This window comes from Sphingopyxis terrae subsp. terrae NBRC 15098 (assembly GCF_001610975.1).
GTDB lineage: Bacteria > Pseudomonadota > Alphaproteobacteria > Sphingomonadales > Sphingomonadaceae > Sphingopyxis > Sphingopyxis terrae_A.
Map to the genome: position 1 here is coordinate 345,115 of NZ_CP013342.1, position 14,047 is coordinate 359,161.

At 64.5% G+C, this 14,047-nt stretch carries 9 protein-coding genes and 2 pseudogenes; 4 read left to right on the forward strand and 7 right to left on the reverse strand.

Annotated features, from left to right (window positions below; genetic code table 11):
* Window positions 1-151: 151 nt before the first annotated feature.
* The 4 genes from AOA14_RS01655 to AOA14_RS01670 all read right to left on the reverse strand — a co-directional run bounded on the left by AOA14_RS01655 (window position 152) and on the right by AOA14_RS01670 (window position 6,256).
* Window positions 152-1,408, reverse strand: coding sequence for a cation:proton antiporter (locus AOA14_RS01655; RefSeq protein WP_062900512.1), 1,257 nt, complete (start codon window positions 1,406-1,408; stop codon window positions 152-154).
* Window positions 1,409-1,454: 46 nt separating this feature from the next.
* A complete protein-coding gene (locus tag AOA14_RS01660) occupies window positions 1,455-2,732 on the reverse strand; it encodes a DUF2254 domain-containing protein (RefSeq protein WP_062900513.1) in 1,278 nt (425 codons plus the stop codon).
* 84 nt (window positions 2,733-2,816) lie between these two features.
* A complete protein-coding gene (locus tag AOA14_RS01665) occupies window positions 2,817-3,809 on the reverse strand; it encodes a cation diffusion facilitator family transporter (protein WP_062900514.1) in 993 nt (330 codons plus the stop codon).
* 50 nt (window positions 3,810-3,859) lie between these two features.
* Window positions 3,860-6,256, reverse strand: a complete 2,397-nt coding sequence (locus AOA14_RS01670; RefSeq protein ID WP_062900515.1) for a membrane-bound PQQ-dependent dehydrogenase, glucose/quinate/shikimate family — start codon at window positions 6,254-6,256, stop codon at window positions 3,860-3,862.
* A gap of 266 nt (window positions 6,257-6,522) precedes the next feature.
* Between AOA14_RS01670 and AOA14_RS20420 the strand changes: the two are divergent.
* Window positions 6,523-6,621: pseudogene (locus AOA14_RS20420) on the forward strand (IS5 family transposase); the annotation flags it as partial.
* 260 nt (window positions 6,622-6,881) lie between these two features.
* On the opposite strand, the pseudogene AOA14_RS20425 reads toward AOA14_RS20420, so the two are convergent.
* Window positions 6,882-7,550 (reverse strand): annotated as a pseudogene (locus tag AOA14_RS20425) (MHYT domain-containing protein); the annotation flags it as partial.
* An 81-nt stretch (window positions 7,551-7,631) separates the two neighbouring features.
* On the opposite strand from AOA14_RS20425, the gene AOA14_RS01680 reads away from it, so the two are divergent.
* On the forward strand, window positions 7,632-8,150 hold the full coding sequence (locus AOA14_RS01680) for a carboxymuconolactone decarboxylase family protein (protein WP_234178579.1): 519 nt from the start codon (window positions 7,632-7,634) through the stop codon (window positions 8,148-8,150).
* A gap of 349 nt (window positions 8,151-8,499) precedes the next feature.
* Here AOA14_RS01680 and AOA14_RS01685 read toward each other — a convergent pair whose 3' ends face one another.
* Together AOA14_RS01685 and AOA14_RS01690 are read right to left on the reverse strand one after the other, a co-directional pair.
* Window positions 8,500-9,822, reverse strand: a complete 1,323-nt coding sequence (locus tag AOA14_RS01685) for a sigma-54-dependent transcriptional regulator (RefSeq protein ID WP_062900518.1) — start codon at window positions 9,820-9,822, stop codon at window positions 8,500-8,502.
* Window positions 9,819-11,501, reverse strand: a complete 1,683-nt coding sequence (locus tag AOA14_RS01690; protein ID WP_062900519.1) for a sensor histidine kinase — start codon at window positions 11,499-11,501, stop codon at window positions 9,819-9,821. Before AOA14_RS01690 ends, AOA14_RS01685 begins: the two co-directional genes overlap by 4 nt.
* Before the next feature lie 198 nt (window positions 11,502-11,699).
* Here AOA14_RS01690 and AOA14_RS01695 point away from each other — a divergent pair, with 198 nt between their 5' ends.
* Together AOA14_RS01695 and AOA14_RS01700 are read left to right on the forward strand one after the other, a co-directional pair.
* Window positions 11,700-13,085 carry a dicarboxylate/amino acid:cation symporter gene (locus tag AOA14_RS01695; protein WP_062900520.1) on the forward strand — a complete coding sequence of 462 codons (1,386 nt, stop codon included), beginning with the start codon at window positions 11,700-11,702 and terminating at the stop codon, window positions 13,083-13,085.
* Window positions 13,082-14,026 (forward strand): alpha/beta hydrolase, encoded by a 945-nt coding sequence (locus AOA14_RS01700; RefSeq protein ID WP_062900521.1) that lies wholly within the window; start codon window positions 13,082-13,084, stop codon window positions 14,024-14,026. Before AOA14_RS01695 ends, AOA14_RS01700 begins: the two co-directional genes overlap by 4 nt.
* Window positions 14,027-14,047 lie beyond the last annotated feature (21 nt).

Here is a 14,047-nt window from a genome sequence, read left to right on the forward strand (position 1 = left end):
ATGCGGGACCCCTATCCACTCCGCATATGGTGACGGGAAAGGGATGTCGGCGAAATAGTCCACGGCAAAATAGCTCGCCTTTGAATAGTGCTGAACTCAACGGTCTAACTCCCCGCTCTGCCAGATGCTCTATCACCGTCGCGCCCTGGCCCTAGGACCGCGCTTCGCGCCATTTGATGGCCCGTCCGATCGTACCGCCCTGCACGATGACCGAAAAGAGAACCGCAATATAGGTTGCCGCGAGAATATAGGGGCGCTCCGGGCCGTCCGGCAGGCCGAGTGCGAGGGCGATTGATATGCCGCCGCGCAGCCCGCCCCAGATCAGCGTAATCGGCGCCAGCCTGCCCAGCGGGAGCAAGGTTCGCATCACGCCCAGAGGGGCCAGCACGGACAGGCAGCGGGCGGCAAATATGAGCGGAATCGTGAGTGTACCCAGCAGAATAATCCGCGTGTCGGAGGGAATGGTAACGACCTCAAGCCCGATCAGCAGAAACAGCAGCGCGTTCAGAATGTCGTCGATCAGACTCCAGAATTTGAGCAGATAATCGCGCGTCATGTCACTCATCGCGTGCGCGACGCCGTGGTTGCCGATGATGAGCCCCGCGACGGCCATCGCGACTGGACCGCTGACGTGCAGCTGGCTGGCAAGAGCGTAGCCGCCCATCACCACTGCGAGGCTGATCATTACCTCGGTCTTATACTCATCGATAGACTGCATGGCCCTGAAGGCTGTCCAGCCGATGACAAGGCCCAGAAGAATCCCGCCGCCCGCCTCGGCCACGAACATCCGCAGGGCGTGCGGCGGCGAAAGGGGGGCGCCGCTTGCCGCTGTAGCAAGTAGAATCGCGAATATCACGACTCCCACGCCATCGTTGAACAGGCTTTCCCCCGCCACGGTCGCCTGCAGCGTGGGTGGAACGTCGGTTTCGCGCAGGACACCCATGACGGCGACCGGGTCGGTCGGGCTGATGAGCGCCCCGAAAACCAGGCACCAGATCAGGGGTATGGCGATACCCATCCAGCCGGAAAGCAGGTGAAGTCCGGCACCGACGAGCGCCGTCGAAAGAAGGACGCCGATCGTCGAAAGCGCCAATATTGCCCAGCGCCCCCTGCGCATTTCGGTCCAGTCGACATGGAGCGCGCCCGCGAACAGCAGGAAAGAGAGCATCCCGTCCATCAGCGCTGCGTGGAAATCAATGCCGGCGATAAATTTCACGATTTCGTCCGCCACCGATGGCCCTGACAGCAAACGGTCGAGCGCGACGACGAGAAGCGACGCAACGGCGCCCATGATTGTCAGGCCTATACTGGTCGGCAGGCCGATGAAGCGGTGATTGATATAGGCAAGCGCCGCCGCGAGGACGATCAGGATTGCCGCCGCATCAAAGGGCGTGATGACGAAGCTCATCGGGTCCCTTCCTTTCTTGCTGTCCGCTGCGGCCGTTGCACCGCTTCTATTTGTCGGGCAGCGCGTCGACCCAGGCCGCGCGTTTCTTGAGGCGGTCGAAATCATGGTCGAACATCCCGGCCTTGCCTGCCCGTTCGAGCGCCCGCGCCGCGTGCGACCGCGCGCAATCTGCATAAAGCGCCCGATTGTTCCTCGCCAGCGCCTCGAGGGCGAACTGGAGGCGCATCTGGACTTCGACCAGTGCCGCACCGTCGCGGGCGATCGGATTGAAGAAATCGTCGAAGAGGTCGCGCGCTGCCAGATCATGGGCGTGAAGCCTCTCGAAACAGGGCTCCTGTGGCTCGGACCGGGCATCGCCATAGGCGAGCATGACCCGCAGCCCGGCACCGATGACTTCGATTGCGGTGCCCGGGTCGTTGACCGCGGGCGACAAGGCTCGCGACGCGATTTCGGAGAGTACGATCAGCCCGAAGCGCGGATCCTGATCATATTCGCGATCGGCACCAATGGTGATGCATTTGGCGATCCGGGCGGCGCAGTCATCGTGCGCGGGCGGCGACACGTAGGCGACGGGGCGCGCGGCATGAACGAAGGATCCCGCGACAACGTCTATATGAATGGTAACGCCGGCATCGGCGGCGATGTCGGCGAGCGCGGCCATGTCGATGTGCCGAACATAACCGACGTCCGGGCACATAACTTCGGACGCGCCATAAGGGATCATCATCCAGGGCCGCGCCCCGAGGCGCGGGCGGTTCCCCCATTGCCCCGCAGGCGCTGTCGCGGCCTCTTCGACACGCTTGATCGTGTCGCCTACGCGCCCGAACTTGCCCAGTTGCTCGATCCAGCGCAGCAGGGTGCCGGCAATGATCAGGAGGACGGCAAGCGTGGCGCCGAACAGGATGATGCGGCCCTTGTCGCTGTAGAAGCCGGCGGCAATGCCGATGATCCCCACGATGCTGAAGAGGAAACTGCCGATGAAGGTCGCGAGCGTGTTTTGCGCGACAGAATCGCTCAGCAGCAATTTGGTCGACCGAGGGGTGACGTTAGCCGCCGCCGCCGAATAGGCCGACACCATGACCGAAAGCGAAAAGGTCGTCACCGCCAGCATGCTCGAAGCGAGGATATCGAGGATATTGCCGACCGAGCCTGCCGCCAGAGTGAGGTTGAAGTCATAGGGGATCAGGGGCTCGGCTATCGCGGCGAGCACCGCAGTTGCTACCGCCGCGAGGCTGAACATTGCCGCGCGGACCCATATCTGCTTCCTGAACTGGCGCAGCAGCCAGCTGGTCCGGCCGATGAACGGCCCGTCGAGCGGCATCATTATGGCCTTCCGAACGCCGTGGCAGCGTGCCGTGTGGGCGGATATTGCACCTTCATCCTCCTGTCGCTGCTGCCGTTCCCTCGGCTATCGGGTGGAGGGAGCGCTGCCGGTATTGGTAGCACAGGCGGACGCCGACTGCATCAGCCGCGCATCCTCGCGCCGTTCAGGCCGGATGTAGATGGAGCTGATGTCGGGGGCGGCCGCCTTGAGTTCGGCCTCGATCGCCGCGATGAGCGTCTCAGCGTCGCCCATGCGCAAGTCATCCTCGAAATCGACGCTCACCGCGACGAATATCGCCTTTGGCGCGGTGTGAATGGTGCGGACATGGTTGACAGCACTGACGCCCGCACGCGCGCCCACCGTCTGCTGGATCATGGCAATCAGCGCCGGATCGGCGGCTTCACCGATCAATAGCCCTTTCGCTTCGCGGGCCAGCAGCGCGGCAACTGCGGCGAGGATGAGGCCGATCGCGATCGATGCGGCCCCATCGATCCGCGCATCGCCGGTCGCATGACTGAGCCAGACTCCTGCCGCGGCGATGAGGAGCCCGGCAAGCGCCGCGCTATCCTCGAACAGGACGATGAAGGCCGCGGGATCCTTTGACTGCCGGATCGCCTGCCACCAGCTGCGTCCGCCGCGCCCGGCATCGAAAGCCCGCACGGCCAGCGCCCAAGATGCACCTTCGAGCAGGAAGGCAATCGCGAGTACGATATAGTTTATCGCGGGATCGCGAAGCGGAGCAGGAGCGCGGATATGGATCCAACCCTCGTAGATCGACATGCCCGCGCCCGCCGCGAAGATGAGGATCGCCACCACGAACGCCCAGAAATAGAGTTCGCGGCCGTAGCCGAAGGGATGGCGGGCATCGGGCGAGCGGCTCGCCCGGCGCTGGCCATAGAGCAGCAGCATCTGATTGCCGCTGTCGACGAGCGAGTGAATGCCTTCGGAGGCCATCGATGAGGACCCGGTGATGGCGGCGGCGACCAATTTGGCCGCAGCGATGCCAAGATTGGCGAAGAGCGCGCCAAAGAGCACGATATTCGCCTTTAGATGACGAAGGGAAAGCGTGTTACTCATCGGTCCACCCCGACGAGCATCGACGGCCTGACTGTCAACATATCCCGCGATCAGGGCAGCGCATAGGCCACGACCTCATCACCGACGGGTGTCTCCATGAAATGATGGCCACCGGCATAGATCACGAGATACTGTTTGCCATTGGCTTCATAGGTCATCGGCGTCGCCTGCCCGCCTGCGGGCAGCACGTCGGACCAGAGCGTTTTTCCGGTCGCAAGATCGATTGCCCGGATCAGATTGTCGGTAGCCGCCGCGACGAAGATCAGACCGCTCGCCGTCACCACGGCGCCGCCATTGTTCGGCGTGCCGATGGTAACGGGCAGCATCGAGGGGATGCCGAACGGACCGTTGGTTCGGGCGGTGCCGAGCGGGCGGTCCCAGATCGTCTTGCCGGTCGCGATGTCAATCGCGCGAATGCCCCCATAGGGAGGCTGCTTGCACAGCAGCCCTGTAAAGGGCAGCCGCCATCCGGCGTTGACGTCGATCGCATAGGGAGTATGCGCCTGGGGATCGCCTGCCCCTTCGGCTCCGCCGATATTGCCGCGTGCCTGATCGCGCGGTGCCCAACCCATTTCATTTGCTTTGCGCCGCGGCACGAGGCGGACATAGTTGGGCATGTCGTTATAATTGGCAACGATCACCCCGCGCGCGGGATCGACAGCGACCCCGCCCCAGTCCGTGCCGCCGTTGTAGCCGGGATATTCGATCGAGCGCCGCATGCTTTCGGGAGGCGTGTAAAAGCCCTTGTAGCTCGCCTGGCGGAACTGGATACGGCAGATCATCTGGTCGATCGGCGACATGCCCCACATATCCTTTTCGGTAAGGTCGGGCTTGCGCAGCGTGTGCCAGAGCGACACGATCTGCGTCGGCGCGCGATCCTTGGGCTCGACGCCGCCGCCGGGCGCCCTGATCGTCCCGATCGGGGTCAGCGGCTTGCCCGTTCGCCGGTCGAGCACGTAGATGTCGCCCTGCTTCGACGGCAGCACGATCGCTGGCACGGTTCCGGTCGCCCCCGGATAATCGATCAGTGTCGCCTGCGCACCGAAATCATAATCCCACACGTCCTTCTTGACCGCCTGGAAATGCCAGCGCGGCTTGCCCGTCGTTACGTCGAGCGCGACGAGCGAGGTTGCAAATTCATTCTCCGCGGGGCGCCGCAGGCTCGAATAATAATCGGCCGCGGCATTGCCCATCGGCAGATAGACGAGGCCAAGAGCTTCATCGGCCGAAGCGATCGTCCACATGTTCGGGGTTCCCCGCGCCCATGTTTGGCCTGCGGGAGGATAGCCGTCCCAATCGGGATGCATCATGTCCCATGCCCATTTGAGCTTGCCGGTTACCGCGTCGAAGCCGCGGATCACACCCGATGGTGCCCAGCGGTCCTGTCCGTCGAGCACCTGGTGCCCGGTCACCACGACCCCGCGCACTATCGTCGGTGGCGAGTTGATCGAGACATAGCCCGGGGGCGTGTTCCCCATGCCGATTTTGGTATCGAGCTGACCGTTCGCGCCGAAATCCTGGCAGGGTCTGCCGGTGGCGGCGTCGAGGGCGAAGAGCCGCGCGTCAAGCGTTCCGAAGATGATCCGCCGCGCGCAGGGCTGACCGGCAGCTGCTGTCGGAACGGCATAATAGCTCACGCCGCGGCAAGCCGCTGTATAGGGGATTGCATCATCGGGGACCTTCGGGTCGAAACGCCATCGCTGCTTGCCGGTCGCCGGGTCGAGCGCCATGACGATATTCTTCGGTGTGCAGATGTAGAGGCTGTCGCCAATCTTGAGCGGCGTATTCTCCGCGCCATAAGTCCCTTTGGCGGCGCTGGACGGTAGATCGCCGCTATGGATCGTCCAGGCGCGCTTGAGCGTGCCGACATTGGCGGGCGTTATCTGTGCGAGCGGCGAATAGCGACGCGCGCTTTCGGTGCCGCCATAGGCAGGCCAGTCGACCCCGGTCTGCATGAGCGCCGGGTCGGTCATCGCCATCCGGCTCGCCGGCAACGGCCCGAGCGGGCGCGATGCATTCAGCCAGCCAAGGGTGGCGCCGCCTGTGGCCAGCAGGAGAAGGACGAGCCCGCTTCCTGCAAGCGCAAATCGCCAGCGCCGGGGCCGCGCCGACAGCGCGGCCATCGCGAACAGCACAGCGACAAGGAGCACGGCCGGCGCGACGACGCGCGGTACGAGCGCCCAGCCGTTGCCGCCCACTTCCCAGAACGCCCAGAGCAGCGTGAACAGCATGACGGCGCCGTAAAGCCAGCCGCCAAGCATCCGCCCGCGCATCAAGAGCAGGCCCGCAGCCAGCATTGTAGCGCCTGTGGCAAGATAATAGAGGGACCCGCCGAGCAGCGCGAGCCAGAGCCCTCCTGTCACAAGCACAAGCGCAATGAGTGTCAGGAGCGCGCCGACGAAGAGCGCGATAAGGGGAGCCGGAAAAAGCGTGCGGAAGCGGATCATCGCCAGTCCTTCTTGTGGGGCGCGTATAAAGCACCGGACGCGCGGCAGGGCGGCCGCATCGCGCACCCCGACAAGGCAGTAACACGCCGCAGCGCCGAACGATGCGTCGCGCCGAAGTAAATGTTGCGCGGGCGGGCCTCCCCCGCGACCGCGCCGCCGACAGATATTCAGGGGCGGGCATTATTCTGGGAGACCTAGGCCGTGTTGACAAAAGGGATTCCCAAGCCCGCCTCCTTCTGATTCAAGACTGCTTTTGAGGAGCAGTCATGGGTCGCGGGGATTTGTCGGATGCGGAGTGGGAACTGATCGGGCCACTGCTGCCGCCTGAGCGCGGCCGTTGGGCGCGGCCCGCGGGCGATAACCGGTCGGTCAGCAGCCGATCGAGAAAGGCGCCAATAAGCACGAGGCCGATAAGCGCGATCGTCGCGACGACGGTTGCGGCGACGAGCCAGCCATCGCCGGTTCCGGCCGCCGGAGGCCCGCGGGCCGGATCGGGCACGAGCAAGGTCGCCGACATGGCGGTAAAATGCAGCAGCAGCACCGCCGCGACCGCCAGCGACGCGGGCAGCAGGATACGCCATTTTTCCTTGAGCTTGCCGAACAGCCAGAAGGCAGCGACAAATATCATCGCGGTAAGCACGAAGGCAGCGGCGATCGCCGGCCAGTCGTATTGCACCGCGACCGGCGCATCGATCGCGGCCATCCCGGCAAAATGCATCGCTGCGACCCCGATTGCCGCCATCAAGCCCGCCATCCCGCTCGCGGCGGGCCGAAATTCCCTGCCGAGAACAAGAAAGGCCGACCAGAAGGCGAGGATCGCAATGACGACCGAAGTTGCGGTCATCCCGGGCGCGAAACGCAGCGGGACCGCGCCGCGATAGGCCAGCATGGCAATGAAATGGGTTGCCCAAACGCCGACCCCGGCGGCCAGCGCGGCGATCGCGAGCCATTGACGCCGCCGGGCATCGACGCAGTCGAGCGATCGGCCGAGCAGGAGGAAGATCGCGGCGCTCCCCAATATCCAGACAAAAGCCGCGAGAAGGACGAGCCGCATGTCATGCTCGCCTGAAATGCATTCGAGAACCTTGAACATCGAGCTGCCCCTTTCACAAGGCGTCCGGCTTGCCTGCAAAGCGGTAAATCGCCTTCTAGCAGCAGCGCGCGAGACTGGTCCGAATTGAATGTTTGCCGCGCGCTCCCAATCAAAAATGCAGGTTGATTGCTTGCCCATGTCGATTTGCCGGTGGGTCGGCGCGCCGGGCTGGCGTGGAGTTGGGAACCGCGATCCTGCCATTATGGACGCAAAAGCCGGTCTCCCTGCGCGGCAAGCGGACAATGGCTTTAACGGGACTGCAGACGAAATTTTTCGGCTGCGATGTCACAGTCTGCCTCTCTCCCTCGTCAAGCAGGTGATGCCGCCACCGGCTCGACAGGAAAGGATGATGATATGAAGCGCTTGAACTGGTCCGAAGTCGCTCCCGCCGGAGCCAGGGCATTCTTCGGCGTGCATCAGTATGTGACAAACAGTAGCGCGCTTCCTGCAGAATTGATCCACCTGGTCTTCCTCAGGGTTTCCCAGATCAACGGCTGCGCGCATTGCATCGATCTGCACACGCGAGACCTTCTCCAGACCATGCCGGTCGACAAGGTCGCTCTGCTTCCCGTGTGGGAAGAAGTCCCTCACCTTTTCCCGGAACAATATCGCGCAGCGCTCGCTTGGGCGGAAGAGGTCACGCGCATCAGCGAGACGCATGCGTCCGACGCAGCCTATGCCGCCGCGTCCGCCGCATTCGAGGCGAAAGATCTTGTCGATCTGACAATCGCGATCGCTGCAATGAACGCCTTCAACCGGCTGGGCGCGCCCTTTCGCCTCCCGGTGGCGGCGAAGCCCTGAGCACCGGAACGCAAGCCTGCGAGCCGGCTCCTGGCCCGCGCTGGCCGAACCGGTCCGATTATTTTAGCAGGAAAAGCGGACGCTAGGCCGCTGCGAGCGGAACAAGAGCGCTGCGCCGATGAGCACGAAGCAGAGGCATAATGCATATTTCCACGCGAAGCGCTGCAGATCGCCCAGCTCGATCCCGAGAAGAGCACATTTCATATAGACCGCCGCGACGAGCGGGCTGGGCCACATTAAGGTCACACATCCAGAAACCAATAATTCGACATTTTGTTTCAATATATTAATGGCTTAGATAGGCTCCGGAAGCCGCGCCACCGTTCCTCCTCCGATACGACAGTCCGAATTACCGTCGATAATCCTTGGCCCTGAGGCCATATTTCGTCAATCGGTCGTAAAGCGTCTTGCGCGGCAGCGACAACCGTTGCTGCACCTCGTCCACCTGTCCCTTTGCATCGCGCAGCGCGTCCTCGATCACTGCGCGTTCAAAGCGGGCGACCAATTCACGTAGGCTTTGCGGCTCCGCATTGTAGGCTGAGCCCTGTGCGATTCGCGTCAGACCAGTGGCGAAGTTGCGCGCAAAGGTGCGCAGTTCGCGTATATTGCCCGGCCAGTCGTGACTCAGCAGATGGCGCCACTCGGCCTCGCCGAGTTCGCTTGTCTCCAGTTCCAGTTCGGCCTCGAACGCGGCCACAAATTCGCGGAAGAGATCGGGAATATCCTCGCGCCGGCTGGCCAAATTGGGCAGCGCGATAGCAATGCCGCCGAGCCGGTGGAGCAGTGCGGGATCGAGCGGCCGCGCGCCTTCTCCTTCGCCCGCGCTGCGCGAGATGGCGATGATACGGACGTCCACCGAACGTGGTCGCTCGGCGCCGATCGCGAGGAAACGGCGCGTGTCGATCAGGCTCAGCAACTGCCCTTTGGCGCGCTCGGGAATGCTCTCGATCTCGTCGAGAACCAGCGTGCCACCCTGCGCCCGTTCGACGAGGCCCGACCGTGACAGCGCCACCGAAGGATCGCGCCCGAACAGGATCAGATTCGCGTCGTCGTGCATCAGAACGCCTGCATCGACGGTCACGAAAGGCCGGTCACGCCGCGGGCTGAGGTCGTGGACCAGCCGCGCGACGAAATTCTTGCCCACACCCGTCGGCCCGGAGATCACCAGATCAACATCGGCACGCGCCACTTCGGCGATCAGGCGCTGCAGCCGCTCGGCGGTCTGCGAGGAGCCGCCGATCCGCCGATGCTCCCGCTCGCGCAGCACGTCGCGCAGGCGCCGGTTTTCGAGCACCAGCGCGCGCCGGTCGTGCGCCCGGCGGATCGCATGCACTAGCCGCGAGACCGAATAGGGTTTGGTAAAAAAGTCCGCCGCACCATTTTTCATCGCCTCGACGGCCATCGCGACATCGCCATGCGCGGTCGTGAAAATCACCTGCATTTCGGGATCGAGCGCGCGCAGATGGTCGAAAAAGGCGATCCCGTCCATTCCGGGCATACGGATATCGCTGACGATCACGCCGGCAAAGGCGGGGGTGACGGCACGCAGCGCGGATGGAGCGTCGGCGTGGGCCGACACCTCGAAACCTTCGAGCGTCAGCGCCTGCACCGTCGCCTCGCGCAGCGTCTCGTCATCCTCGACGAAAAAGATCGTGGGCGGCGCGCCGGTCATGCGCGCGGGATCGTCATGACGAAGGTCGTCGCGGATGCGTCCGCTTCATAGGCAAGCTCGCCGCCAAGATCGCGCATGATGTCGCGCGCGATGACAAGTCCGAGGCCGAGGCCGTCGGGCTTGGTCGTCGCGAAGGGCCGGAACAGATCGTCGGCCTGCGCCAGCGAAAGCGGCGTCCCGCTGTCGATCACGCGCAGACAGACGGCATCTCCCCCTGCCTCGACGGCGACGGTCACCCTGCCCCCTTCTCCGGCGGCATCGAGCGCATTTTGCAGCAGGTTGACCAGCACCTGTTCGAGCCGGACATGTTCGGCGGCGACGACGACCTGCGTTGCCTCCTCGGGCGGCAGGGCAATGGCGACGTGCATCGACCGGATGCGATCGCGCAGCAGCAGCAGCGCCCCGTCGATCGCCTCGCCGAGCGGCATTTCGCGGCGGTCGGCGGGTTGCCGCCGGCTGAAGCGCCGCAGTTCGCCGGTGATCCGCCCGATCCGGTCCGCCAGATCGACGATGCGGGCAAAATTGCCCGACGCCTGCTCGACTTCGCCGGCCGCGAGCATCTTTTGCCCATTTTCCGCAAAAACCCGCGTCGCAGCGACCGGCTGCCCGATCTCGTGCCCGACGCCGGCCGATATCTGGCCGAGCGTCGCCAGTCGGTTGGCCTGCGACAGCTGTTCGCGCAGCGTGCGGGTTCGCTCGTCGAGCAGCGCCTGCGCTCGCGCATCGCGGCGGCGGCGCATCACGACGCCCGTCGCAGCAAGGGCCGCCAGCACCAGAAAGCCGAGCGCGAGCGCCAGCCGCCCGGTCGCCACCGCCGCATCGACGCGCTGCGCCGGATCGGCGAGAAGGTGCAGCACCCATCCGTCGGGAAGGATCGGCTGCCGCGTGTCGAGCAGCGGGATGCGCACCGCCTCGCCCTCGTTGGGCGAAACGATCGCGAGCGGGCGCAGCGTCCGAATGCCGAACTGCCGCAGATCGGCCTCGGCGTCGCGCGCGTAGGCGCTCGCGCCTTGGGCCAGATGAAACCGCCAACGCTCGTCGCTTGCCAACAGCACCACCCCGTCGCGATCGGTCACATAGACGCGCTGGGCCGTGTCGCGCCAACTCCTCTCGAGCCCGTCGAACTCGACCTTCACTGCCACCACACCCAGCGGCGCGGCGCGCGTCCCGATGCGCCGCGCGATGTAGAGCCCCGGCTCGCGGCTGACAGTGCCGAGCGCGAACTGGGTGGCCGAGCCGTTGGCGAGCGCATCGTGAAAATAGCGGCGAAAGGCATATTTCGACCCGACGAAACTGGTCGGCAGCCGCCAGTTGCTCGCCGCGAGCGTCGTGCCGTCGGCGCGCATCACATAGATCGCCGCCGCCGCCGATTGGCGCGCAAGCGCCTCGAGCCGCCCGTTGAGCGGCGCCACTGAAGCACCGTCGCCCGCGGCCAGCGCGCGCACCTGAGGATCGTCGGCGAGCGCGATCGGAAGCAGGCTGAACTTGTCGAGCTCGCTGCGCAGGCTCGACGCCAATATCGCCGCATCGTTACGCGCGAGCCCGGCCTGCTCGGACAGCGCGCGATCGTGCATTACCCGATCGGTGATCGCGACCGCGAGCGCGATGACGAGCAAGGCACATAGCCCCGCAGCCAAGGCCCAGCGCCGCGCGCGCAGATCGATTCCCAGCACCGTCATCGGCCGATTGATGTGCGAATATCCGCACTTTGTATATCCAAAATATGCGGAAATCTGCACAAAACTGATAGGAGATCATCGTAAGCTGTTGTTTTATATAGAGCCGAAGGAAGGCAGCGCGATCGTTGCGCCCGCCGCGAACCATCCTAGAATTCCCGCAACAGCCGGTTCGAGCCGGCGGACAGGGGACAGGATGGCATGGGGTCGATCAGCATCGCGGCAGATAAAGGCATGGCCGGACGCAAGCGCGTACCGCTCTATCGCCAGCTCTATTTCCAGGTTGTCGTGGCGATTTTGCTCGGCGCGCTGCTGGGGCATTTCTATCCCGATGCCGGCGAGGCGCTGAAGCCGCTGGGCGACGGCTTCATCAAGCTGGTGAAGATGATCATCGCGCCGGTGATCTTCCTGACGGTCGCGACCGGCATTGCCAGCATGAAGGACATGTCGTCGATCGGCAGCGTCGCGGCCAAGGCCTTCATCTATTTCCTGACCTTTTCGACACTGGCGCTCATCGTCGGCCTGGCGGTCGCCAACATCGTGCAGCCCGGCGCCGGGCTCAACATCGATCCCGCCGCGCTGGATACCACCGCAGTCGCGACCTACGCGCACACCGCCGATGAACAATCGCTCGCCGGCTTCCTGCTCAACATCATCCCGACGACGCTGTTCAGCGCGATGACCGACGGCGAAATCCTGCAGATTCTGCTCGTCGCGATCCTTTCGGGCGTCGCAATCTTCACGACGCGCCCCAAAAGCGACCTCGTGCTCGATCTGCTGACGTCGTTCAGCGAAGTGATCTTCAAGCTTGTTCACATGCTGATGAAGTTCGCGCCGATCGGCGCGTTCGGCGCGATCGCCTTCACCATCGGCAAGTTCGGGATCGGGTCGCTTGCCAGCCTCGCGACGCTCGTCGCGACCTTCTACCTCACCTCGCTGCTGTTCGTGATCGTTGTGCTCGGGTTGGTCGCACGCTTCACCGGCTTTTCGATCTTCGCGCTGATCCGCTATCTTCGCGAAGAGCTGCTGCTGGTACTGGGCACCTCGTCGTCTGAAGCGGCGCTGCCCAGCCTGATGGAAAAGCTCGAAGTCGCTGGCTGCCGCAAGACGGTGGTCGGGCTCGTCGTGCCGACCGGCTATTCGTTCAACCTCGACGGCACCAACATCTACATGACGCTCGCCGCGCTGTTCATTGCGCAGGCGACGGGCATCCACCTGTCGCTCGGCGAGCAGCTCGCGCTCGTCCTTGTCGCGATGGTCAGTTCAAAGGGCGCGGCCGGGGTGACCGGCGCGGGCTTCGTGATCCTTGCCGCGACGCTCTCGGTCGTCCCGTCTGTTCCCGTCGCGGGCATGGCGCTGATCCTCGGGATCGACCGCTTCATGAGCGAATGCCGGGCACTCACCAACTTCATCGGCAATGCGGTGGCGACGATCGTCGTCGCCAAATGGGAAAAGGCGCTCGACACCGATCGGCTGGCGGCGGCGATGGCCGGCACGCCGATGGCGCTGCCGAGCGAGGATAGCGAGCGCCACGAACGCTCCGGCCCGCACAGCCTTGCGATGGCCAAGTCAGGAGAAGGCGCATGATCTCGCGGCGGTCAATCCTTGCCGGCAGCGCGGCGCTCGCAGGTGCCTTCGGCGCTGCCGGATCGGCCCCGGCGCTTGCCTTTGCGGTTGAGGAAATTCCGCTCTGGCCCGGCAAACCGCCGGGGGGCAACGGACCCAGCGGTCCCGAAAAGATCGGCGGCGCGGGGTCCGGCTATGGCGCAGTCTCGAATATCGCGACCCCGCGGCTGCGCGTCTACCGGCCCAATATCGCCAACGGCCGCGCGGTGATCGTCTGCGGTGGCGGCGGCTATTTCCGTATCCAGCTGTGGAAGGAAAGCACGCCCGCGGCGAAATGGCTCCAGCTGCACGGCTATACCGTGTTCGAGTTGATCTATCGGCTTCCGCGCGACGGCTGGGACGCAAGCGCGCCCTTCGCCGACGCGCAGCGGGCGATGAAGATCGTGCGCACCCGCGCCGCCGATTTCGGCATCGCGCCCGACCGCATCGGAATCATGGGCATGTCGGCGGGCGGGCACCTCGCAGGCTTCACTGCGCTGCGGCCCGACCAAAAATTCTACGACGGCACCGATCGTTTCGAAAACGCCCCGGCACGCCCCGACTTCGCGGCGCTGCTCTTTCCGGTGGTGCAGTTGCGCAAGCCGTTCGACACGACGCGGACGCGGCGCGAGATGATCGGCGAGCATCCGACCAAAGTCGCCGAAGATGCCTGGTCGCTCGATACGTTGGCGAACAGCGACGCGCCGCCGATGATCCTATTTTCGGCATCCGACGATCCGATCGCACCGCCCGGCCATAATCTGTCGCTGTTCCAGGCGATGCTCGCCAAGGGCGCGAAGGCCGAGCTGCACATTTTCGAGGAGGGCGGCCACGGATGGGGCCTCGGCACGCCCGACCAGATCCTCAGCCAATGGCCCGATCTGTTCGAAGCCTGGATGACCAGGCGGCCATTCGATCGATGAATACAGACAACAGGGGAAGGG